Origin of the sequence: Paenibacillus sp. EPM92, from assembly GCF_016586185.1 — a bacterium.
Classification (GTDB): domain Bacteria; phylum Bacillota; class Bacilli; order Paenibacillales; family NBRC-103111; genus Paenibacillus_G; species Paenibacillus_G validus.
Genome location: NZ_BCPS01000082.1, coordinates 165,013 through 186,651 on the forward strand (window position 1 = coordinate 165,013; position 21,639 = coordinate 186,651).

Genomic DNA, 21,639 nt, shown 5'->3' on the forward strand with positions numbered 1-21,639 from the left:
CGGCTGTTGTCGTCCATGCTTCACGGCTATTCCAGCGTTCCGTCCTGCGCAGCTTGCCGGGGCGGCACGAACGGGTACGGAATCTTCCGGCCTTCCCGCATGGGCAAAACAATAACGGCCTCGCCCGTTGTAGAACGCACCCCTCTTTGATTCTCGATCCCGATGGTGCAATGAATACAGCCGAGCCCGTCTTGAACTTCTTTCCGGTCAATGCGGCCGCCCGCCGTCAATACGTCCCCGGCTACATCCCAACCGCGATATTCGTACTTGACCTTCCATATCCAGCCCAGCGGTCCAGCCCACTCCTTCAACATCTGAACGAGCATATGCTGCTTCCATGAGCCGCTGACCACGATGTCAGGCAGCCCGTCGTGCCCGGTAGCGAATGGATGATCGTAATGGATACGATGCCAGTTTTCCTGAAATGCGGACCAACGCATCATCAGCATCGTATTCATCGGGCCTCGCTGCAGCGGGGTTAATATTTGCCCTTCGTCGACATCCTCATAGTATTTTTCACTCACAGCTTTCACCTCTCCTTGTACGATTGAACCTACCGCGCTTAACCCGCCTCACCAGGCGGCAAGGGATGAAGATCAAGCGTTCTGCCCGCCTTCATGACCTGACCCGGCAGTTCGTGACCCAAGGCCCGCTCCATATCCCGGGATGCTTCCAGCAGCCTATCCAAGTCTATGCCGGTCTCCACTCCCATCTCCATGAACATGTGCACGGCGTCTTCGGTGCAAATGTTTCCAGTGGCCCCCGGAGCAAAGGGGCAGCCTCCGATCCCGCCGAGCGAGCCTTCAAAGTGGCGGACGCCTTCCAGGTAGGCCGCATACACATTAGCCAAGCCCATCCCCCTTGTGTTATGGAAGTGCATATGCAATTCCAGGTCCGGCCAACGATCCTGAATCGCGCGAATGACCTGACGTACATGGGCCGGGTTAGCCATCCCGGTCGTATCGGCCAAGACGACCCCATCCACCTCAAGCGCCACGTAATGTTCTACGACTTCCAGTACCCGTTCCAGCGGAATCCGCCCTTCAAAGGCGCAGCCGAACGTCGTGCTCATCGCCCCTTGCAGGGTGACGCCGGCCGAATGGACGAGGTGCGCCACCTGCTCGAATTCATTCAACGTTTCGAAGGTGCGGCGGCGGATATTGGCTCGATTGTGACTGTCGCTCACCGAAACGACGGTTGTAATCATGTCCGGCTTGCACGCCAAAGCCCGCTCTGCGCCGCGTAAATTGGGCACAAGCACGGTATAGCGCGTTCCCGGATACCGGGTGATGCGCTTCATGACCTCCTCGGCGTCAGCCATCTGCGGCACGGCCTTGGGATGGACAAAGGAAGTAGCTTCAATGCACGGCACGCCGGCCGCGCCCAGCGCGTTAATCGTCTCAACTTTCGTTTCCGTCGATACCCGCTGGGGCTCGATTTGAAATCCGTCACGCGCCGCCACATCGGTAAACCATACCCGATTCGAATTGCTCAAGATTCGTCACTCCCCCGGTCATTTTTATTTGGTTGTTTTTGCCCACGCGATGCTTACTGTGCCGTTTCGAGGTAGTTGGTCAGTTTTTTGGAAAACTCCTGGACAATCTGGTCTGCCTTTCGCTTGATCAGCGGCTGTGCAAGCTCGCCCAGTTTGCCGGCTATCACAATATCGGCGTCGATCTGAAGGATCGAGCCGTTGCCGGCCTCATCCGGAACCAGCCTCATCGTGAATTGACCGTACACATTACCGGAGCGGGAATCGCTCATGGTAACGCCCGCTTGCATGGCCCGCTCCTCTTGATGAATCTCCAGCTCTGCGCTGCCGTTAAACCGCAGCGAAACCGGTCCGAGCTTCGTCACAATTTTCACGTCATAATGGCCTTCCGAAGTTTCATCGGCCTCCTCAACGCCCGGGATACAGTGAACCATCGCAAGCGTATCCTGCATCTTCTCCCACGTCTGCGCAGCTTCGCTCGCTACAGCGATTTTATACAAAAACTTCACGCGATCGTCTCCTCACTTGTCGGATCTCCAGCCAACGAAGCAAGCACGCGCTTCGTCCAGACAGCCGCCATGTCGCGCTTGTAAATTTCGCTTCCTCGCGCATCGTCCCATGGCTCAGCTTGCTCATGAACAACCTCAGCGACTTCGTTTAACAGGGACTTCGTTAAGGATTTGCCTACCAGGAGCCTTTCCGCATCGGGAAATCTGCACGCAACCGGTCCCGCACCGCCTACAGCAACGGATGCTTCACGGACCGTGCGGCCGTCCGCTTCATAGGCGATGCTCGCTGCGACCCCGACCGTACAGTAATCGTCCTGGCTGCGGGGCCGAAACTTTACATAACGGGAAGCCCGGGCCAATGCCTTGGCCGGAATCGCGACCTCGACCAGAATTTCGTCGGGACGAATGACCGTTTCCATCGTATCTGCAAAAAACTCGTTCAGCGCGACGATGCGTTGACCCGTCTTCGATTGGAGCTTCACGGCCGCATCCAAGGCCAGCAGCATAGGCGGCAAGTCTTGCGCCGGGTCCGCGTGGATGAGGTGGCCGCCGAGCGTGGCGGCATTCCGGACGCGGACGTTCGCAATGACTTTGGCCGTTTCGGACAAGCTTGGAAGCAACCCGGCAAGCAAGGGAGAGAGCTCCATGTCACGCAGCCGTACCATGGCCCCCAACCGGAGGCTCCCGTCTTCCTCCTGTGTAATTCCGTACAATTCCTGCACGCGTTCTAAACCGATCACGACGGAGGGCGCAAGCAGCTTTTGTTTCATAAGAATCGTCGACGCCACCCCGCCGCCCCACAAGAGGACGTCGTCGTCCGGATTCAACAACGATAAGGCTTCGTCAAGACTGCTCGGAACAGTAAGCTTAAAGGACGGCACGTTCAGCCCCCCATTTCTGCGCAGCAAGTTGAATCGCCCGTATGATCGACAAGTAGCCTGTGCACCGGCAGAGGTTCCCGGCCATGTACCGGCGGATCTCCTCTTCGGTCGGATCGGGATGCTCGCGAAGCAGGCTGACGGCCGACATAACTTGCCCGGGTGTGCAGATGCCGCACTGGAGTCCTTCGCATTCGACGAATGTTTCCTGCACAATGGCCCACAGCCTCGGATCCGGCGCAGCTTCCGGAAGCGTATCCTGATCCGTGAGCATACGAAGCCCTTCCGCGGTAAACACATTCGCTTCATGGGCAAATACGGCCGGCATCAGGCAGGAGCTGATGGCTTTCCCGTTGACAAGCACCGTGCATAGTCCGCAAATTCCGATGGAGCATGCTTCCTTCGTACCGGTCAGCTGAAGCTGATTGCGCAGAAAGTCGATTAATAGCTCGCCCTCATCCACCTCGGCCGAAATACGGCGGCCGTTTACCTGCAGCTGAATCGATTGCGTCATTGTGCCTCCTCCTTCCCGCGAAGCGCGAAGTACACGCTCTCGGCGGTGATCGGCAATTGCTTCATCCGCACGCCCGCCGCATCCGCGATCGCGTTGGCAATGGCGGCCGGGACCGCTACATTGGACAATTCGCCTGCCGCCTTAATATTTTCCGCCCCAATGCCCCGGCCGCCTTCGACCAAAGACATGTGAACGGCTGGAATATCCTCTTGAGACGGCAGCTTATATTCGCCCAGACTGGCGTGGGTAACGCGGCCTTCCTCAATGACCAAGTCCTCGAGAACAGCCTCGCCGTAGCCAAAAACAACGCCGCCCTCCAACTGGATGTAATGTGACGCCTCATTGATAATGCCCGCTACGTCGTACGCTGCGATGAGATCCTCCACGACAATTTGACCGGTTCCAAGGTCAACGCGAACTCTTGCCAGGGTTACGTTGTAGGAACAGACATGTTCGATTTCACTGGCATCATGACCGACACGAAGCCAGTCGCCCTCCCTCTCCCGTGCGAACCGGGCCAAGGCGGCCCGAAGATCGGGCAGCTCATACGTGCCCGGCAAGCCGAACCGGCTTTGGAGCTCCTGCACAAGCAGCTTGGCTGCCTTGTGAAACGCCTCGCTGGCCGTGACGGTCACACGGCTTCCCCCACAACCCGTATCGTAGTTCAGTTCATGGGTCTCAGCTTGGCGAACGGTAATCAGCTCGCCCGGAAGTGATAACAGCCGGCTTAAAATGTTGCGGCCGAGCGTCATTTGTCCGCCCCCTTGGTCAGGGAACGGAACATGCACAACTAATTGTCCGGAACTCGTGGGCTCCAGTCCGATTTCAGTTATACCGCCGTGTGTCGGCCTTTGATAGAAGGCATACCCGGTGCCCCGCACCCACTCTCCCTCCTTCGGAAGCGGGCGAACAGGCACGCTGTCCGCAAGCTCCTTCACGGCTGCAAGCGTCTCCCGGGAACGGACCTCCAGAAAGTGTTCGCCGGTGGGAGAAGGGTCTCCATCCTGAAGCATATTCCGCTCCCGCAGCTCCAGCGGATCGATCTGAAGCTGGCGTGCAGCCATATCGATCACACTTTCCACAGGGAAGTGCATCTGAACCGAGCCCGGCGCACGGGCATGGCCACGGGGGACGGTGTTCGTATAGGCGATCGTACTTTGAATACGGGCGACCGGAATACGGTAAGCGGAACCCGCGTCCGGAATCCCGATAAGGTTCACGTTAACCCCTGCCTTGTACCCCGCATAAGCGCCGCCGTTCAACACCGCGTCGACATCGAGCGCAGTAAATTTGCCATGCTCATCGAGACCTAGACGAACCTTAACGGAAGCCGAATGCCGGGGATTCGTTCCCATCAGGTCTTCGGCATAGGTCATTCGAAGCTTCACCGGGCGCCCTGTAGCTTTCGCAAGGGCGATCGTTAACGGAATTTCCATAGGAGAGCCCTTACCTCCAAAGTCGCCGCCGACAAAAACAGGATGAATGTGAACGTGCGACGCGTCAATCGCCAGCCAATCGGCCATTTGCTGGCGAAGCCGGTACGGTGACTTGTTCGGCGCCCAAATTTCAACCTCATCTCCAAGGACTCGGGCGATACAGGAGTGCGGTTCCAGGTACCCTTGGTGACGAGCCGCCGTTGTGAACGTTTCAGTGAAGACATACTTCGAACGGGCCAACGCCTCGGATACGTCTCCACCGTTCGACAAGCATATGCGGGATTGCAAATTCGCAGCATCGGTGTCCTTCGTGACGGCTCCCTTGTAATTCCATGGAGAGTCGTGCAGGATAGGCGCCCCCTCCTGCAGCGCCTCTCTGGCATCGTAAACGGCCGGAAGCGGTTCGTACTCCATCTCGATGAGCGCCAAGGCTTCTTCCGCAATGTCTCTTGTTGTGGCGGCGACGGCAGCGACGCGATCGCCCGCGAACAAAACCTTGTCGCTCGCAAGAACCGGGATATCCCTTACGATCCGGCCAAATGTGCCGCTTCGAATGTCTTTTGCCGTAATAACGGCAACAACACCGGGCAATCTGGCGGCTTCCTCGGTGTTAATCGATACGATACGCGCATGCGCATAGGGACTTCGCAAGACGGCCCCATAGAGCATATCCGGCAAGGTGATGTCATCCGTATACCGCGCTTCGCCACGAACCTTCTGAAAGCCGTCGACCCGATTCGATTTTTGTGTAATTGGCGGCGTTTGCGAACTCATCGCTTACCCCCTCCTCTAAGTGAGATGGACAACGTGTAACTGCGAGCGTGAGGAGCGCCCGAGCCCGAACACAGGAGCGTCAGGCGACTCCCGGGTTAATCGAGCTTGATGCCGCGCGTCTCTTTGAACACCCAAGCCCATGCGGCGAGTGCCAAAAACTCAAGCGCGCCTACCAGAACAACGGATTGATATCCCCATGCAGCCGACATGCTCGCTGCAATGAGCGGAGGGAAGAACGCCAGACCACGGCCGATCTGCAAAGCGGCCGAAACACCGGTGGAGCGCAAATCAGAAGAGAACATCTCACTAAACAGGACGCCAAACACGGTTGCGGCATTACAACCAAAGTAGAGGATGAAGAAAGGAAGGAGAATCCAGGAAGAGGTAAGGAGGTATTGCCAAGTCAAGAAAAGAATAATGCCTCCGACCGCAGCGGTGGCCGCGAGATAGCATAACGTAACACGTCTGCCCCAGCGGTCATTCGTGTAGGAAGCGACTACATTGCCCACAAGGCCGGCCAAAGCGGAGAATAAGACCCACCAGGAGGCGTGCGTGATGGACAGACCCTGTTTCGTCAGATAGGTCGGCAGAAATGTGGTGATCCCGTAGTAGGCGAAGAACTGAAGGCAAGCAGCGATCAGGCACTTGAAAAACGGAACCATGAAGCTCGCTTTAAAAATTTGACTCCAGTCAACGCCGGTCTTTTCGACCTTTTTCTGCCACACTTCCGACTCCGGTGTCGTTTTGCGGATATAGATCGCAATCAGGATCGGAAGCGTTGAAAGCACCAAGGTCCAGCGCCAGCCGATCGCAGGCGCAACATAACCCCCGACAACGGCGGCGAGAGCGATGCCGAAGTAGATACCGCCATACAGCAGCCCTCCCCACCAGCCGCGTTTCTCCTTCGGCACGACTTCCGACACCAGCGTTTGCCCGACGCCATACTCGCCGCCGATGCCAAGTCCGGCAATGATGGTCCAGATGATGAGCCACTCATAGTTGAAGGTAAAAGCCCGGGCCAACGTACCTACGCAATAGACGACGATGGTCCAGAACAAAATATTTTTTCGTCCGTATTTATCCGCCAACATGCCAAATCCGATGCCGCCCACGGCCATCGCCAACAACTGAATCGAGAACACAAGCGCTGTTTGCCCCCCAGACAGGCCAAATGCCGCAGCGATAGGAACGATGAGAAAAGTCATTAGCGCGACTTCATAATAATCAAAAATCCAGCCCACCAGTGCACCTATGAATGCCGATTTGTAACCACGGCGCGCAGGGAGCGTCCCCGTACCCGTCTGAGGTTGTAAATTTGACATATCGAGCCACCTTCCCTTATGAACTCCTGGATTACTTGAGGGTAAGCAGTTTCAGAAAACAAGTTGCATTTCGATTTGGCAGTTGGTGTAACGATCTTAATTTTGTAAGCGTTTACAATAATAAATCACATTGTTTATTCGCCAATAAGATTTCCGTTCTGAAGACTGAACGCCCCCTTTAAACTTCTTATTTGCTCTCCTGCTGATCCATGAAAGCCATGAATTACGCTCGGGGTCATCGTGTTAAGCACATAGTAAATTACACCTGTTCGAAAGTCAATATTTAATTTTCCAAAACCGAATTTCGGACTTTTTTTGAAAAAATGGACATACTGCCGCAAGCTCAGCATAAAATAAATGAATGTCCACCCTATCTTTAAGGAGTTAAAACCGTTCGTTCTTCGGGCAGGAATATTGGCGAAATGACAAGGCGGGCTGCGCTGGGCGCAGGAGATGAAGGCAGGGAGGATGGAAGAGATTCACGGTCCGGGCCTCTCCCTTCCCTTAGGTAGGGTGTTTGGCGGGAGAGGCTGCACCAAAGCCGGTAAAGCAGCGTTACTAGCCGAAACCGCAGGCTCCCTTTACCCCATTTGCTTTAGGGTGTCCGGGTTCCAGCCCACACGCTTCGATATTTCCGCTGCTGTATGCATCACGCGTTGAATGACATCGCTTACCAGGTATTCCCTAAACCGGTAGTCTGGTCCGGTAATGCTAAGGCCTGCTATAACCTCGCCCTTGTGGTTAAAAATCGGCGCAGCGATGGCAGCCGCACCATTCTCCAATTCTGAAAAGCTGATCGAATAACCGTCCTGCCTGCACTTAACGAGGACCTCGCGCAATTGTGACTTATCCGTAATGGTGCCGGAAGCAATCTGGACCGGTTGAATCGATTCCAGGTACGCGTTCACGCGGTCTTCGTCCATATTGGCAAGAATGATTCGCGGGCAGGCTCCGGCATAGAATGGCGCCCTGCGGCCGATACGCGTAAAGACACGAACCATTTGGCTGGCTCTTGCATCTACTTTTTCGACATAAATGGCTTCTTCTTCCTCAGGCACCGAAAGGTTAACGGCTTCGTCCATTTCGTCGCGAAGCTGGTTCATCAGCGGCAGAGCAACCTTCCTTAAATCCAGACGCTCGGCAACGAGATGACCGTAATGAAGAAGAGAGAGCCCGAGAACATATCTTCGGTCGCTTCGTTTAGACAAAAACCCCATATCCTCCAGAGAGCTCACCATACGCATCACCGATGTTTTAGGTAAATTCGTTATGGTTACCATTTCATTGATAGACAAGGCTTCTGAATGCTCGAATAATTGCAGAATATTCATGGATTTAATAACAACTTTGTTTTTGGTCATGGTGCACCTCCCCGGAAAAGTCCGAATTTTGAACCTTAGAAATTAAATATTGACTTTCACACATGGATATTTTACTATGTGCTTGACAAGATGGCAACTAACCTTCAAAAATCTGCGCTGATTTTATAAGGGGGTGTTACGTCCATATCGCTCGGTTTCTCGGATGGTTTAACTTGTACCGCATCTATTCATGAAAGCGGTTTAATAACCTTGGGGAGGTTTCGGCATGAGCAAATGGGAGATCGTACCTGTAGACGTGGGGACGCTGACCGTCGATAAATCGGAGTTCACTTATATGCGTAATTGCGGTGTTCAAATGTACGTTCCGAATATCGTCTGGTTCGTAACGGATGGCGAACGCCAATTGATTGTGGATACGGGGGCTCCTGACCCGGAGTTTTCGACGAAGTATCATTTTCCATTCACGCGGTCGTCCGAGCAAGAGCCCGAGGTTGCCCTGAGGAGTAAGGGGTGTGATCCGAGTAAGGTTGAGGCGGTGATTACGACACATTTGCATTGGGACCATGTGTACAACAATCATCTTTTCGAGAACGCCCAATTTTACGTTCAAGGCAGAGAATTGCGTTATGCCATCGACCCGCTTCCGATTCATATGAAAGCCTACGAATCGATGGCGATCGGCATGTCGCCAAGCTTCATCACCGACACCAAATACAATATCCTTCACGGCGACAAACAGCTTACGGAAGGTATATTCTTGTTTACGACGCCGGGTCATACTCCGGGAAGCATGAGCGTTGCCGTTGAAACCGCGAAAGGCACCTACGTGATCGCCAGTGACACCGTCCCCTTGTTTGAAAACTGGAACTGGCCTACTGCACATATGCCCCACCTCCCCAACGGGATTCACTGGGATCTCGAAGAATACTTCCAAAGCTTCAAGAGGATTGAGGAGATTGCCGATTTTGTGTTGCCCGGGCATGACCCTCTCGTATTCAATTACAGCAAATACCCGCCGGAGGACAATGCCTCATGATATATGAGCTTCGAATTTACGACATCCACCCCGGAAAAATGCAGGCGATCAACGACAGATTCGCTCATTTCACATTAAGCATTTTTGCCAAACACGGCATGCGCGTCACCGAGTTTTGGCAAGATATCGACGATAACCGCAACCGGCTCTACTACGTGATGGAATTTTCCGATATGGAAGCGCGCAATCAAAGCTTTGAGTCTTTCTATAACGACCCCGAATGGCAAGAAGTGAAAAGCGAAACGGAAAAGGAAGGGCCGATCGTAGCGAAGGTGGAGAGCGTTTTCCTTCGGCAGGTGCCTTATTTCCCGCAGCCTTGAGAGATGTTTCATCCTTTTCCCGTCTCATGCGACAAAAGGCTGCGCTTGCAGCCTTATCATGCAGCCGTCGATTTGTTGTTCTTCGGACCCAGACAGCAAACGGAGCCGCGCAACCCGCGCAGCTCCGTTATGGTTGTTACATATTACATGAGCGCAAAGCCTAACTCCCCGCATTTTTTTTGGTGATCTCTACGATTCCGTTATCGCCATCTACTTTGACCCAATCGCCGGTTTCGATAATATCCAGCGGGTCCTGATCCAGCCCCGTAACCGTGGGCGCATGAGAAACCACCGTACCCAAGGCCGCCTTCGTCGTCATCACGTTAAAAATCATCGCTTTGGGAGCCGCCCCCACCATCCGCGCCATGTGGAAATAGGCGGACCAGCCGGACGATCCTTTCGCGCCGGGAAACACGAGCACTTTATCTTTAAAGCTTTGGCCTCTCAATTCATGCTGCAGTTCAATAATCGTACCGGTCATCGGATTAATGCCGCCCCAGCCGGATATCGTATCCTTGGTGACAAGCGCCTCTCCTTCCGCGCATCCGCCGACCACTTTTCTTCCGTGAAGAATAATTTTCGTCATCGCAATTCTCCTCCCCAATTCCCTGTTATCGCTGCCCGGACGCAATCCTCAAGCGATCCGAACCAGCATTGGATCCCCATAATCGCCGGCAGGTAGTGCGCCTGCTTCGCCGAGTCGGTGGCCACCACCTTCGTACCCGGCGGCAGTACTTGCCCAAGCGCCGGACACGTATCGCTCATCAAAAAACCTCCTGCGTCGGTAATGATCTGGGTATATCCGTTCCGGTCCGCCAATTCCCGAATCGCCCGCGGTGTGAAGATCCAAAGCTGCGTGCCGCTGTGGACCCGCTTTCCTTTCAGCAGCTTGCAAATTTCCCAGATCTGTTCGATGGACGCGTGCGGGCAGCCCAGCATAATGAAATCGACCTTCGTATCTTTGGCCGATATGTTCAACCGGTTATACGCCCGTTGTCTCTCCTCTTGGCCAAACTTGAAGCTGAACTGAGGTTTCTTCCCTCCTAAAGCCTCCTCAACCGATTGCGCTTCCGCCGTTATTTTCGGGATATGGTACAGCTCCACACCGCCCGAGGAAGCGGCGGACGCCCCAAAATGCTTGATCCGATAAGAATTCGGAACATGCCGGACCCCGCTCAGCACAGGCACCCTATCGCCCACGACTTCACCGACGTAGTAACCGAGGAGACCCCAATCGAGCATGCTCTCGACGTCCCATTCGACTTCCACCAGATCAGTCGCCAGCCGATTTTCGTCCACATGGTAGCCCCAGTAAGGGATTCGCCCTGTCAGCATCGCCGCCCCCGTGCTTTCCCGCCCTTCACAATTGGTGCGGGCGCCGAGCACCGAGTTGATGTACACGACGGCAGAAGATTCCATCCAGGCGCAGTGCTCCCCCTTCACCGGTATATTCCCGACCTGGTAGGGCGTACAGGTGCTCATCAGCTGGATGCCGATCGAAGCGTTGTATTCTTCATGCTCTTTAATGGACTTCACACGGTCAGGGGTGCCGCCCATCTGCTCCCAGTGCTGCGCATCAAAACCGGTGATCAGCTGACAGGAGTGGGTTTTGACCATCGGAATCTCAACAGCCTCCTGACTGTCCAGGTTAAACTCGGAAAATAACGCGTCGAATCCGTACTTAGCCGCATAATCCCGCATGTAGCCACTGGAAGCGACTACCGTTGTGCTCACGTTGGAGGTTTCCACTAATTTCTCCGCCCCCAAAGCCTCTCCGTAGCGTATGAGCAAATCCATCGCCTTTTGCACCGCGGGCCCGTCTCTGCCATCCAGCATCCGTTTCTCTTCGTCGGTCAATCTCATCTCACACGCTCCATTGTTTGCCGTCTATACGGAAATTCATAGTCATTTGCTTATCCGTACGATCCAGATTATCTTTCCCATGCGTTAACGGGTAGCCGTTGATTGTAGACGATAATAATTTAACCTTAGCCCCGTCGAATGCGGGACTAAGGTTTATTCAGACATACGCCTGTAGTCAAAGAGCCTTTCCTTTCACCGGCCGCTGGCCGTTATAGGCATACTCCAGCAATTGCCGGATCGACTTTTCATCGATTGGACGAGGGTTATAATAAGGATTCTGCGTGGCTAATTTGGCCGCTGCATCGAGATCCTTCTCTTTCATTCCGATTTCTGCAAGCGAGGTTGGAGCATCCATCGACTTCAACAGGTCGTAGATGGAACCGGCGACATCGCTCACATCGGAGCCCAATGCCCGGGCGAGCGCTTTCATCGCTTCCGGCGCATGGCCGGCATTGTACCAAATCGCATACGGCAGAACTACCGTGTGCGTTTCCGCGTGCGGCAGATTGTAGCTGCCGCCCAGCACGTGGCACAGTTTGTGATGTAAAGCCATTCCTACCGATCCCAATACGGTTCCTCCCAGCCACGTTCCGTATTGCGCTTCGGAGCGGGCGTCCTCATCGTTCGGATTCGAGCAAATTTGCGGTAAGCTGGCGCGAAGCGCCCGTATGCCGTCTTCGGCCAAGAGGGAAATAATCGGGTTGGCGTTCTCGGCGTACAAGCCCTCTGCGCAATGGGCAATGGCGTTCATTCCGCTGGTTACGGACAAGCGTACAGGCAGCGTGACGGTAAGCTTGGAATCGTAGATCACGCTTTTCGGTTTAACGATCAGATTTTTCCCCGTCTTTTTCACCCCATTCTGCGTTATTCCCCAGATCGGCGTCATTTCCGATCCGGCATAAGTCGTAGGAATGGCTAAAATAGGCAGGGAAGTTTCCAACGCAATGGCTTTGGCAAGACCGATGGAAGAACCGCCGCCGACAGCAACGAGGCTGTCGACATCGAGTGATTGCACACGGCTGAGCGCTTCCGTCACCGTTTCATACGGGATGTGCTGCACGGCTTGGGCATGAATGCCGGCGCATAAGTCGCCGAGCAAGGCGCCGACTTCACGGGCCAATTCCGCTAAGTCAGCCGTAGCAATAACGAGCGCCTTGCGGGCGCCGAGAGCTTGAAGCTCTGCGCTAACCTCGGTTAGCGTACCCGCACCGAACAGGACTCTGCCGGGCAGGCTTTCAAATTGAAAATTTTTCATTTGCCATCCTCCGCGAATACCTGTTACTTGATTTGTGGATTTGTAATCGGCTCCAGAGCAGCCACGATTTCTTCGCGGCGATGCTCGAACCAGGACGGCAGCAGTAACTTATGCCCGAGCTTATCCATAGGCTCGTTAATTTCAAAGCCGATGTCGCTGGTCGCAATCTCGCACAGAATGCCTCCGGGGGAGCGGACGTAAACGGAATGGAAGTAATCGCGGTCCTTCACTTCGGAAGCATCCGTATACCCGATTCCTTCCAGGTGCAGTTTAAGCTTCGTCGCTTCGTCGTCGTTTGCAACCGCAAAAGCCACGTGGTGAACCGTCCCTTCACCGAACGTCCAGCTGCCTTGAGGCACATCCGGCTCGTGAATGAGGAATATCGTCTTTTGCGCGCCGCCGTCGCCGATTTCAAAACGATGGTACGGTCCTTCCTCTCCCGTTTTCCGGAAGCCTAACCCGTCCACGAGAAAACGTTCCTGCTCGGGAACTTCCCGCACCGACATCGTCACACTGTGAAAGCCCCGTACCGCTTCCGCGTCGGAAACTTCATCCGTAACCCAACCGGCGCGTTTGTCGCTGTCGTCGGCGACAAATTCGAATTCCAGACCGCACGGGTGGAAGAAGCCGATCCGCTTCTGGCCGAACCGCGATTCAATGGAGCCGTGCCCGACACCGTGCTTGTCAAGATGCTTGAGCCAAAATTCCAGTGACGACTCGGGGACGGTATAAGAGGTGATCTTCACCTGACCCGACCCTTTGCGTGCCTTAATGCCTGCCTTCCTGTAAGGAAAGGTCGTCATGACGGTACCGATTTCAGCGTTGCGGTTTGCGTAATAGAGGTGATAGATGCTTTCCGCACCGTCAAACAGAACCGTCTGCTTGACCATCCGCTGACCTACGATTTGGGTGAAGAAGTCGATATCTTCCTGCGCTCCTCCTACACCGGAAGTGACATGATGAATACCGCTGATCAATTGAGCCATATTTCTTTTCCTCCTTAATGATAGAATGTTATCGCTTTCATTTAATCGTGTAATGGATAACCGCCTTTTTAGCATAAAACGAGCATCTAACTGGTTTCTTACACGTTCGTGCTAATTTCTTACAATTGCAGGGCCGCCGCCTGTCTAGACGTCCCATGCCAGCGGAAGGGACAGCACGCCGTGTACAATACCCGTACCCGTTCGAACCGCTGCACCGGGTTTAATCCGGAAATCCGGGATGCGCTTCAGCCATTCCTCCAGGAAGATGCGCAGCTCGGACGATGCGAGCGTGGCGCCCGGACAACGGTGGATGCCTTGCCCAAAGGTGGAATGCGTCCGGGCATCGCTGCGGCGGAAATTCACTTCAAGCGGATTCTCGAAGCTTTCGGTATCCAGTCCATGCAAGCAGGCGGATAGAAAAATTTGTTCCCCTTCCTTCATCGCGACGCCCTTGTATACCATATCCTTAACGACGACCCTGGCGATATTCGGTACGCTAAAGCGTCTCAGCAGCTCTTCCACCGCATTGGGAATAAGCTCCGGATCGTCGATCAGCTGTCTCCGGTGTTCCGGATTCTCGGCCAGAAAGCGCGCAATCCAGCCCATCGTGGAGGCAACCGTATCCAAACCGCCGCCGAGCAAGCCGCGGATCAGGCCATAGGCCTCTTGATCGTTGAGTTTGCGTCCGCCGATATCGGCGTTAACGGCGCGGCTGATCAGATCCTCCCCCGGATTGGCGCGTCGTTCCACGATCAAATTGTGGATGTACAGGGCTCTTTGACGTTCGGTTTCCTCTTTGATTTCAGCGTTTCCCGGACGAACGAAAGCCGCAGTCCACTCAAGCAGCATCTCGCGATGTTCAAGCGGCAGACCGCACATCTTCAGGAAGACGATAATCGGAACCTGCAGGGCGAAATCAGCCATGAATTCGCACTCGCCCTTTGGCCGGAAGCCCTCGATCAAGGAGATCGCCAGCTCGCGGGCTTCACTCGACCAAGTCGAAATCGCTTTAGGCAGAAAAGCAGGTGCGAGAAGTCTGCGGTAAGCCATATGATCGGGCGGATCTATCTCGAGCGGAATGGCAGGCGGACGTGCAGACTTCGGGATAAATGCCGACTGCGAGGAGAAATGATCATGATCGGACAGGATATGGCGGATGTCCTCGCCGCGGGTCGCAACCCAATGGCCCTTATTGTGCGGCGTCCAAAAAATATCAGGCCCGTTATGCAGACGTTTCAAGGCCAGGAAGGGATCTTCGTCGGAGCCGGCCGGATGCAAAAAATCGAAATCGACCACTAAATCAGGTGAAACATGAGAAGGTACGGCATCGTTTACACTCATCCTATATCACTCCTGTACGGTTATTGATCTCGCGCGACCCTTATCGGATCGTTGTAACAAAAAATCCGCTCATGGAGCGGATTTTAAGAGAAGAAGCCGGCTACTTCTTGATCCACGCCTCTTCCGGGGTCCAATCGTTCCCGTTTGTCGTCAAGTTGCCTAAATCCTGAATCTTTTGCTGCGTGGCAACTCCCGTTGTCAGACCGATCAAGGGGACGGCAAGGGCATATTCTTCAAAGAGCACTTTTTGCAGCTCCACAAGCGGTTTTTTCGAGGATTCGAAATCGGGCGCATTCCTGGAATCAGCCAGCAGCTGCTCGACCTTATCCGGATGCAAAATATTTTTACCGTACAGGGTTGCGTTTTTGCTTATTACCCGGTTCAACGTAGTTAATGTACTCGGCGCCATGGCTCTGAAAAACATAATCATCCCGTCCCACTTATCGTTAGTGAGAGCGGTCCACTTCGCCGAATCGACAGTGACCACTTGAGCGTCGATGCCTACCTTGGCCAAATAAGACTGAACGGCCGTCATGAGGTTCTCCCTGGCCGGATCTGTCGTGATCTTTGTTTTGAAGCCGTTCGGAAACCCGGCCTCCGCCAGCAGCTGCTTCGCTTTGTCCGGATCGTAGGGAAATCCTTTCACATCGGGATTGTGCGCCCACAGACCCGGTTTATACCACTGATTCGTGGAAAAACCAAGCCCTCTGCGGACCGACTTCACAATGGCTTCATTGTCGATGGCATGAATAACCGCCTGTCTAACCTTCACATTGGCGAATGGCGAGTTCGGGTTGATGGTATCGAACATGAGCCCGATGCCTACGGTTCCGAATGCTTTATCGTCCGTCCAGGTCGTATATTTGCCCGACTTCTGAAGCTCTAGAAACATATCGGGATCCATCTGTGTTAACACGTCGGCGCCCCCGGTTTTAAACACATTGGCTGCCGTATTGATTTCTCTAATAAAGGTATATTCGATGGCATCCAAATACGGCTTGCCTTTTTGCCAATAGGTTTCGTTTTTCTTGAACTTGGCCGACACATCCTTCTCCCAGCTGACAAACTTGAACGGACCCGTACCGACCGGATTCAGAATAGCCCAATCTTTTCCGTTCTTGGCGACAGCAGCAGGCGATATCATCTTCACGTAGTAGGCGACGGCTTCCAGCAGCCCGCTGTCCCATGCCGCAAGATTCAACCGTACGGTGCTCGCATCGATCACATCGACCGACTGTATGCCGTTCACCTCGGGACGCTTGGCCGTTAAGTACTGTTCAATGTTCCATTTCACAGCCTCTGCGTTCAAGTCGGTATCATCATGAAATTTGATCCCCGGCTTGATTTTAATGGTAATCGTCTTATTTTGAGGATCGGATTGCCAGCTTTCCGCAAGGAACGGGAGGACGTTCCCTTCCTTATCGTAACGCCCGAGCGATTCAAGCACAGGCTGGTTATAGTAGAACGTGACGTTCGAACGCAGCTCGGCCGGATAACCCAGGTTCGTCAGCGTATCGGACATAATGATCTTCATCGTACCGCCATACTTCGACGATGCCGTTTTCGAATCATTTTGCGGTTCTTGCTTCGCCGGTTCTTGCTTGGCCGGTTCTGGGGTGCAGCCGGAGATGACCACAGAAATCAACAGACATAGGGCAAGGGAAAGAGAGATGAAATTGGACATTCCTGATTTCTTCCTCATTAGACGCACCTTTTTCCATTTATGATTTTTGTGATTCGTGAATGCTTACTTACTTGGCGGTCCAGCCCCCATCGACCGAGATGATGGCGCCGGTAATGTAACCCGCTTTCTCCGAAGCCAGGAACAGAGCCGTATTCGCGATTTCTTCCGGCTTTCCAAGTCTCCCCAGAGGGGTGATCTTGGGCAAATATTCTTTGGCTTCAGGCTTCATATCCAGTACAGTCGTCATCATCGGCGTATCGATAGAACCGGGACAAATACAGTTGACGCGAATATTGTGCACGCCGTACGTGACAGCCCATACACGAGTCAACGAGATAATCGCGCCTTTTGACGCCGTATAGGCATCCGCTCCCGGTTGGCCTACCAGCCCGGCTGCCGACGAGTTGTTGATAACGCTTCCAGATTTTTGTTCAATCATGACCGGCAGCACATGCTTCGTAAAATAAAAGACACTGTTCAGATTAATATCGAGAATTGCCTTCCAATCGTTCGTGTCGGCCTCTACGACTGACGCCATTTTATACTTGGCGCCAAATCCGATTCCGGCATTGTTGAAGAGCACGTCGATTCGCCCGTATTTATTTTTGACTTCATTTACTAAAGAGATCACGGCCTCTTCGTCGGATACATCCAGTTTATAGAAATGAGCTTTGAAGCCGGCATCGTTAATTTCCTGCTGTACCGCTTTCCCCCCTTCTTCGTTTAAATCCGCGAAAATCACGGTGGCCCCTTCTTCCGCAAACAATTTGGCCGATGCTTTGCCTTGTCCGCTGGCGCCGCCCGTAATAATGGCTACCTTGTCTTTTAATACCATCATCAATCACGCTCCTAATGGCTTTATTTAGCCGGTTGATGCTTCCTAGCAAACCGCTACGCTCTGAAACAAGCCACGCCGTGTCCTCCGCCGACGTTCAGCAGCGGCGGCACGGATTCGCTGCACTCTTTCGTTGCATGCGGACAACGGTTAGAGAAGCTGCACCCCGGCGGTTTGTTCATCAGACTCGGCACATCGCCCTTGATCACGATTCGCTCCCGCGTCTCCTCCACAAAGGGATCGGGAATCGGGACCGCCGCAAGCAAAGCCTGCGTGTACGGGTGCTTAGGGTTTTCATACAGCGACTTCCAATCCGCAATTTCCACAATACGCCCCAAATACATCACGGCTACGCGGTCGCTGATGTGCCGTACGACGGATAAATCATGGGCAATGAATAAATAGGTCAGCCCCAGCTTCACCTGTAAATCCTCAAGCAGATTGATGATCTGCGCCTGAATCGATACGTCGAGCGCCGAGATGGCTTCGTCGCATACGATAAAGGAAGGATTGCTCGCTAACGCCCGGGCGATGCCCAGACGCTGCCGCTGTCCGCCGCTGAATTCGTGCGGAACGCGGTTTTTCAAATCCGGATCGAGGCCTACTAACCGGAACAGCTCATCGACCCTGTTGTTATACTCGCTCCGGCTGCTTACCAATTTGTTGATTTTCAGCGGTTCCCCGACAATATGACCCGCCGTCTGCCGGGGGTCGAGAGAGCCGTAAGGATCTTGAAAGATGAGCGACATATGTTTGCGGAGCGGACGCAGCTGACTTTTGGACATGGCAGCGATGTCCTGCCCTTCAAACAAAATTTGGCCCCCGGTAGGATCGTACATGCGCAGGATGCTGCGGGCCACGGTCGTTTTGCCGCATCCGCTCTCCCCTACAAGCCCCAGCGTCTCCCCCTTTTTCAGGTCAAAGCTGATGTCGTCCACCGCTTTAATATCGGCGACTTTCCGCTTCAGCAGCCCCTTCGTGACGGGAAAGTACGTTTTCAGGTTTTTCACTTCCAACAAGATTTCCGTTTTCGGTTTGGATGGGCCCGCATGAACTTCCTCCTTTTCCTGCACCTCCTGGAGCATGACTCCCCCGTCGGCTGCCGCTGCCGCTTCCGTTTCACCTATGTTCACATAGCATGCGGCATGATGTCCGTCCTTCACTTCAACCAGTTCGGGGGCAGGCGCCTCCGAGCATAGGGCCGTGCGGTAAGAGCACCGGGGAAGAAACGGACAAGTCGTCGGCTTGTCGGCAAGGTTGGGCGGCAGCCCTTCGATCGGAATCAGCTTGCGGTCCTTCGGATCATCCAATCTCGGCACGGCCTTAAGCAGACCAATGGTATACGGGTGCTGCGGACTGGCGAATATATCCTTGGCCGAGCCGGACTCCACAATCCCTCCGGCATACATGACATAGATGCGATCCGCATAACGGGCCACAATGCCCAAATTGTGCGTTACGAGCACTAAAGCCGTATTCGTGCGCTTGACGATATCCCGCAGCAATTCGAGCAGCTGCGCTTGTGTCGTCACATCCAAGGCTGTCGTAGCTTCATCCGCGATCAAAATTTTCGGATTGCAAGACAGCGCCATGGCAATCATAATCCGCTGTCTCATGCCGCCGCTAAACTGATGCGGGTAGTAATCGACCCGATGCTCGGCATCCGGTATGCCCACCTGCTGGATTAATTCGATGGCCCGGCTGCGCGCTTGGGCTTTATTCAGCTTCATATGCAGCATGACCGATTCGCCGATCTGTTCCCCCACGGTCAACACCGGGTTAAGTGAGGTCATCGGTTCCTGAAAGATAACGCCGATCTGGCCGCCCCGAATATCGCGCAGTTCCTCGCTCTTCGGGTGGTACCGGAGCAGGTCGGCACCTTTAAACAACACTTCTCCGCCGACAATTTTGCCGGGGGGCGAAGGAATGAGCTGCAGCCCGGAATATTGGGTGACGGACTTTCCGGAACCGCTTTCACCGACGACCGCCACGATCTCTCCCTCGTCAACATAATACGAAACGCCATCCACCGCTTTATACGTAAGGCCGTCTACCCTAAACTCGGTTTTTAGATTTTTCACTTCCAACAGATGATTCATTCGCGGATACCCTCCTCATCATGCGGCGACTTTCTTCCAATCCGATTATTACGTCGTTCCTCTCAACCTCGGATCCAGCGCGTCTCTTAGCGCATCGCCAACCAGATTAAAGGCCAGGACCGTAATCATGACCGCGATGCCCGGAGCAAAAGAAAGCAGCGGATTGGTGGATAAATATTTATATCCGTCATTGATCATGGAGCCCCAGGCGGCTCCGGGCGGAGCGATACCGAGTCCAAGGAAGCTCAGACCGGCTTCAGCGAGAATGGCCACCCCTAAATTCAACGTAATCAGCACGATCAAGGGAGACAGGCAGTTGGGGAGGACGTGAACCAGCATGTTACGAAGGTTGCTTGCGCCGCTGATTTCGGCCGCCACGACATAGTCCGCCTGCCTTACCGACAATACTTGTCCCCGCATCAGCCTCGCATAATTGGGTATCAAGGCAACCCCGAGCGAGATCATGACGTTAGCCAAACCGCCGCCCAGCGCAGCCCCTACCGAAAGCGCCAAAATAATCGGAGGAATCGCCATGAGCGCGTCCATCACCCGCATAATGAAGCCGTCCACAATGCCGCGAAAGTACCCGGCGATCAGACCGAGCGACATGCCGATGCCTCCGGCAATCGCGACAGACACAATCCCGACGGCAAGGGATGCACGCGTTCCGTAAATAATCCGGCTTAAGATATCCCGGCCGAACAAGTCCGTGCCCAGCAGATGCGCCGAGGACGATAGCTGAAGCGTATTGCTCAAGTCCTGCTCGTACGGGTCGTAGGGTGAAAGAACAGGGGCGAATATGGCGCAAAGCACGATTAACAGCAGAATAATCAAGGCCGCTACGACAGCCTTGCGCGCCAGAAAGACGCGGAGAAATTTCCGTAGGTTGCTCGTTCGCGGCGAAAGCTTCGCTGCCGGTTTGGCAAGTGCGGTTTCCATCAAGCTCTTCCCCCTTTATTCGTAATGAATCCGCGGATCCACGTAGCTGTAGGTAATATCCACAATCAGATTCACCAGAGCGACGATCGCGGCAATAACCAATACGCAGCCTTGAACGACGATGAAATCTTGATTAAGAATGGATTGAACGATAAGCCTTCCCATCCCGGGGATGTTAAATACCGATTCAATAAATACCATCCCCCCGACGATATGTCCGAGCTGCAAGCCAAGCAGGGTAATGATCGGGATCAGCGCATTGCGCAAGGCATGCTTCACGATGACCAGCCGTTCCTTCGAACCCTTGGAACGGGCAGTTCGAATATAATCCTGCCGGATGACCTCCAGCATCGCCGAACGGGTCTGGCGGGCAATCGATGCCAAAGACGCCAGCGCTAGAACAAAAATTGGCATCAGCATATGCTTGACGCTTTCGCCAAAGTCTTCCCATGGCGATACATAGCCTTGAACCGGCAGCCATCCAAGCTGCATGCTGAACAAATACACGCCCAGGATCGCGAGCCAGAAGCTGGGAATCGAAATCCCGGAATTGGAAATCAGGAGAACGGCGGAATCCCATGCCGACCCGCGCTTGACGGCGGCGATCACCCCTGCGGGAATACCGATGAGCAACGCCAGCAGCAGCGAATAAATCCCGAGCTGCAGCGTGATCGGCAGACGGGTGGCGATCGTACCGGTCACCGCGTCTTTGTAGTATAAAGATTTGCCCAAGTCCCCTTGGAGCACATTGCCGAGCCAGTGAAGATATTGAACCGGCAGCGGCTGATCCAGTCCCATTTCCTCCCGCAGCAGATCGATCTGCTCCTGGGTAGCCTCGCTGCCCAGCATGATGCGGGCCGGGTCACCGGGAAGCAGCTGCATGATCAGGAAAACAAGCATCGTTACAATGAGCAGAACAATGACGGTCTGCAGAAGCCTTCTTAGGATAAATGTTGCCATTAATGGACGCCTCCCTCGCTCAAGATTAACGATAACGAGGGTAAGTCGGAAGCATGGCTTACCCTCATTGTACC

General features: G+C 54.2%; 20 protein-coding genes. 2 read left to right on the forward strand and 18 right to left on the reverse strand.

The window, feature by feature from the left end; all coding sequences use genetic code 11:
* Window positions 1–26: 26 nt before the first annotated feature.
* The 8 genes from JMF85_RS21850 to JMF85_RS21885 all read right to left on the reverse strand — a co-directional run bounded on the left by JMF85_RS21850 (window position 27) and on the right by JMF85_RS21885 (window position 8,286).
* Window positions 27–524 carry a hotdog family protein gene (locus JMF85_RS21850; protein ID WP_054795352.1) on the reverse strand — a complete coding sequence of 166 codons (498 nt, stop codon included), beginning with the start codon at window positions 522–524 and terminating at the stop codon, window positions 27–29.
* Window positions 525–562: 38 nt separating this feature from the next.
* Window positions 563–1,495, reverse strand: a complete 933-nt coding sequence (locus JMF85_RS21855; protein ID WP_141334543.1) for a hydroxymethylglutaryl-CoA lyase — start codon at window positions 1,493–1,495, stop codon at window positions 563–565.
* 53 nt (window positions 1,496–1,548) lie between these two features.
* On the reverse strand, window positions 1,549–2,001 hold the full coding sequence (locus JMF85_RS21860; RefSeq protein WP_127606591.1) for an SRPBCC family protein: 453 nt from the start codon (window positions 1,999–2,001) through the stop codon (window positions 1,549–1,551).
* Window positions 1,998–2,882 carry an FAD binding domain-containing protein gene (locus JMF85_RS21865; RefSeq protein ID WP_201318888.1) on the reverse strand — a complete coding sequence of 295 codons (885 nt, stop codon included), beginning with the start codon at window positions 2,880–2,882 and terminating at the stop codon, window positions 1,998–2,000. Before JMF85_RS21865 ends, JMF85_RS21860 begins: the two co-directional genes overlap by 4 nt.
* Entirely contained in the window at window positions 2,869–3,393 is a 525-nt protein-coding gene (locus JMF85_RS21870) for a (2Fe-2S)-binding protein (protein ID WP_054795348.1), read from the reverse strand. The genes JMF85_RS21865 and JMF85_RS21870 overlap by 14 nt, the downstream gene beginning before the upstream one ends.
* On the reverse strand, window positions 3,390–5,603 hold the full coding sequence (locus JMF85_RS21875) for a xanthine dehydrogenase family protein molybdopterin-binding subunit (protein ID WP_201318889.1): 2,214 nt from the start codon (window positions 5,601–5,603) through the stop codon (window positions 3,390–3,392). Before JMF85_RS21875 ends, JMF85_RS21870 begins: the two co-directional genes overlap by 4 nt.
* 95 nt (window positions 5,604–5,698) lie before the next feature.
* Window positions 5,699–6,925 (reverse strand): MFS transporter, encoded by a 1,227-nt coding sequence (locus tag JMF85_RS21880; protein ID WP_127606596.1) that lies wholly within the window; start codon window positions 6,923–6,925, stop codon window positions 5,699–5,701.
* 581 nt (window positions 6,926–7,506) lie between these two features.
* Window positions 7,507–8,286 carry an IclR family transcriptional regulator gene (locus tag JMF85_RS21885; RefSeq protein WP_127606598.1) on the reverse strand — a complete coding sequence of 260 codons (780 nt, stop codon included), beginning with the start codon at window positions 8,284–8,286 and terminating at the stop codon, window positions 7,507–7,509.
* A 226-nt stretch (window positions 8,287–8,512) separates the two neighbouring features.
* Between JMF85_RS21885 and JMF85_RS21890 the strand changes: the two genes are divergently transcribed.
* Together JMF85_RS21890 and JMF85_RS21895 are read left to right on the forward strand one after the other, a co-directional pair.
* Entirely contained in the window at window positions 8,513–9,283 is a 771-nt protein-coding gene (locus tag JMF85_RS21890; RefSeq protein ID WP_054795343.1) for an N-acyl homoserine lactonase family protein, read from the forward strand.
* Window positions 9,280–9,603 (forward strand): NIPSNAP family protein, encoded by a 324-nt coding sequence (locus JMF85_RS21895; RefSeq protein ID WP_127606599.1) that lies wholly within the window; start codon window positions 9,280–9,282, stop codon window positions 9,601–9,603. Before JMF85_RS21890 ends, JMF85_RS21895 begins: the two co-directional genes overlap by 4 nt.
* A 160-nt stretch (window positions 9,604–9,763) precedes the next feature.
* Here JMF85_RS21895 and JMF85_RS21900 read toward each other — a convergent pair whose 3' ends face one another.
* From JMF85_RS21900 to JMF85_RS21945, 10 genes are all read right to left on the reverse strand, one after another.
* Window positions 9,764–10,189 (reverse strand): aconitase X swivel domain-containing protein, encoded by a 426-nt coding sequence (locus JMF85_RS21900; protein WP_201318890.1) that lies wholly within the window; start codon window positions 10,187–10,189, stop codon window positions 9,764–9,766.
* Window positions 10,186–11,466 (reverse strand): aconitase X, encoded by a 1,281-nt coding sequence (locus tag JMF85_RS21905; protein ID WP_054798876.1) that lies wholly within the window; start codon window positions 11,464–11,466, stop codon window positions 10,186–10,188. The genes JMF85_RS21900 and JMF85_RS21905 overlap by 4 nt, the downstream gene beginning before the upstream one ends.
* A gap of 175 nt (window positions 11,467–11,641) precedes the next feature.
* The gene (locus tag JMF85_RS21910) at window positions 11,642–12,721 is read right to left on the reverse strand and encodes a maleylacetate reductase (RefSeq protein WP_127606605.1); all 1,080 of its coding nucleotides are present in this window, start codon (window positions 12,719–12,721) and stop codon (window positions 11,642–11,644) included.
* A 23-nt stretch (window positions 12,722–12,744) separates the two neighbouring features.
* Window positions 12,745–13,707 (reverse strand): ring-cleaving dioxygenase, encoded by a 963-nt coding sequence (locus tag JMF85_RS21915; RefSeq protein WP_054795341.1) that lies wholly within the window; start codon window positions 13,705–13,707, stop codon window positions 12,745–12,747.
* 144 nt (window positions 13,708–13,851) lie between these two features.
* On the reverse strand, window positions 13,852–15,048 hold the full coding sequence (locus JMF85_RS21920) for a cytochrome P450 (protein WP_155614178.1): 1,197 nt from the start codon (window positions 15,046–15,048) through the stop codon (window positions 13,852–13,854).
* A 100-nt stretch (window positions 15,049–15,148) separates the two neighbouring features.
* Window positions 15,149–16,732 carry an ABC transporter substrate-binding protein gene (locus JMF85_RS21925; RefSeq protein ID WP_196426847.1) on the reverse strand — a complete coding sequence of 528 codons (1,584 nt, stop codon included), beginning with the start codon at window positions 16,730–16,732 and terminating at the stop codon, window positions 15,149–15,151.
* A 67-nt stretch (window positions 16,733–16,799) separates the two neighbouring features.
* Window positions 16,800–17,570 carry an SDR family NAD(P)-dependent oxidoreductase gene (locus tag JMF85_RS21930; RefSeq protein ID WP_230875977.1) on the reverse strand — a complete coding sequence of 257 codons (771 nt, stop codon included), beginning with the start codon at window positions 17,568–17,570 and terminating at the stop codon, window positions 16,800–16,802.
* 53 nt (window positions 17,571–17,623) lie between these two features.
* Window positions 17,624–19,666, reverse strand: a complete 2,043-nt coding sequence (locus JMF85_RS21935; protein ID WP_201318891.1) for an ABC transporter ATP-binding protein — start codon at window positions 19,664–19,666, stop codon at window positions 17,624–17,626.
* A 48-nt stretch (window positions 19,667–19,714) separates the two neighbouring features.
* Window positions 19,715–20,605 (reverse strand): ABC transporter permease, encoded by an 891-nt coding sequence (locus tag JMF85_RS21940; RefSeq protein ID WP_127610768.1) that lies wholly within the window; start codon window positions 20,603–20,605, stop codon window positions 19,715–19,717.
* Between the two features lie 15 nt (window positions 20,606–20,620).
* Entirely contained in the window at window positions 20,621–21,565 is a 945-nt protein-coding gene (locus tag JMF85_RS21945) for an ABC transporter permease (protein ID WP_127609616.1), read from the reverse strand.
* Window positions 21,566–21,639: the final 74 nt, after the last annotated feature.

Bases quoted from the DNA above. Each gene is read 5' to 3' on its own strand.
- JMF85_RS21885 (WP_127606598.1), bottom strand. From the start codon at position 8,286: ATGACCAAAAACAAAGTTGTTATTAAATCCATGAATATTCTGCAATTA.
- JMF85_RS21890 (WP_054795343.1), top strand. From the start codon at position 8,513: ATGAGCAAATGGGAGATCGTACCTGTAGACGTGGGGACGCTGACCGTC.
- JMF85_RS21930 (WP_230875977.1), bottom strand. From the start codon at position 17,570: ATGATGGTATTAAAAGACAAGGTAGCCATTATTACGGGCGGCGCCAGC.
- JMF85_RS21895 (WP_127606599.1), top strand. From the start codon at position 9,280: ATGATATATGAGCTTCGAATTTACGACATCCACCCCGGAAAAATGCAG.
- JMF85_RS21875 (WP_201318889.1), bottom strand. From the start codon at position 5,603: ATGAGTTCGCAAACGCCGCCAATTACACAAAAATCGAATCGGGTCGAC.
- JMF85_RS21905 (WP_054798876.1), bottom strand. From the start codon at position 11,466: ATGAGATTGACCGACGAAGAGAAACGGATGCTGGATGGCAGAGACGGG.
- JMF85_RS21900 (WP_201318890.1), bottom strand. From the start codon at position 10,189: ATGACGAAAATTATTCTTCACGGAAGAAAAGTGGTCGGCGGATGCGCG.
- JMF85_RS21910 (WP_127606605.1), bottom strand. From the start codon at position 12,721: ATGAAAAATTTTCAATTTGAAAGCCTGCCCGGCAGAGTCCTGTTCGGT.
- JMF85_RS21920 (WP_155614178.1), bottom strand. From the start codon at position 15,048: ATGAGTGTAAACGATGCCGTACCTTCTCATGTTTCACCTGATTTAGTG.
- JMF85_RS21925 (WP_196426847.1), bottom strand. From the start codon at position 16,732: ATGTCCAATTTCATCTCTCTTTCCCTTGCCCTATGTCTGTTGATTTCT.
- JMF85_RS21915 (WP_054795341.1), bottom strand. From the start codon at position 13,707: ATGGCTCAATTGATCAGCGGTATTCATCATGTCACTTCCGGTGTAGGA.
- JMF85_RS21940 (WP_127610768.1), bottom strand. From the start codon at position 20,605: ATGGAAACCGCACTTGCCAAACCGGCAGCGAAGCTTTCGCCGCGAACG.
- JMF85_RS21935 (WP_201318891.1), bottom strand. From the start codon at position 19,666: ATGAATCATCTGTTGGAAGTGAAAAATCTAAAAACCGAGTTTAGGGTA.
- JMF85_RS21945 (WP_127609616.1), bottom strand. From the start codon at position 21,565: ATGGCAACATTTATCCTAAGAAGGCTTCTGCAGACCGTCATTGTTCTG.
- JMF85_RS21880 (WP_127606596.1), bottom strand. From the start codon at position 6,925: ATGTCAAATTTACAACCTCAGACGGGTACGGGGACGCTCCCTGCGCGC.
- JMF85_RS21870 (WP_054795348.1), bottom strand. From the start codon at position 3,393: ATGACGCAATCGATTCAGCTGCAGGTAAACGGCCGCCGTATTTCGGCC.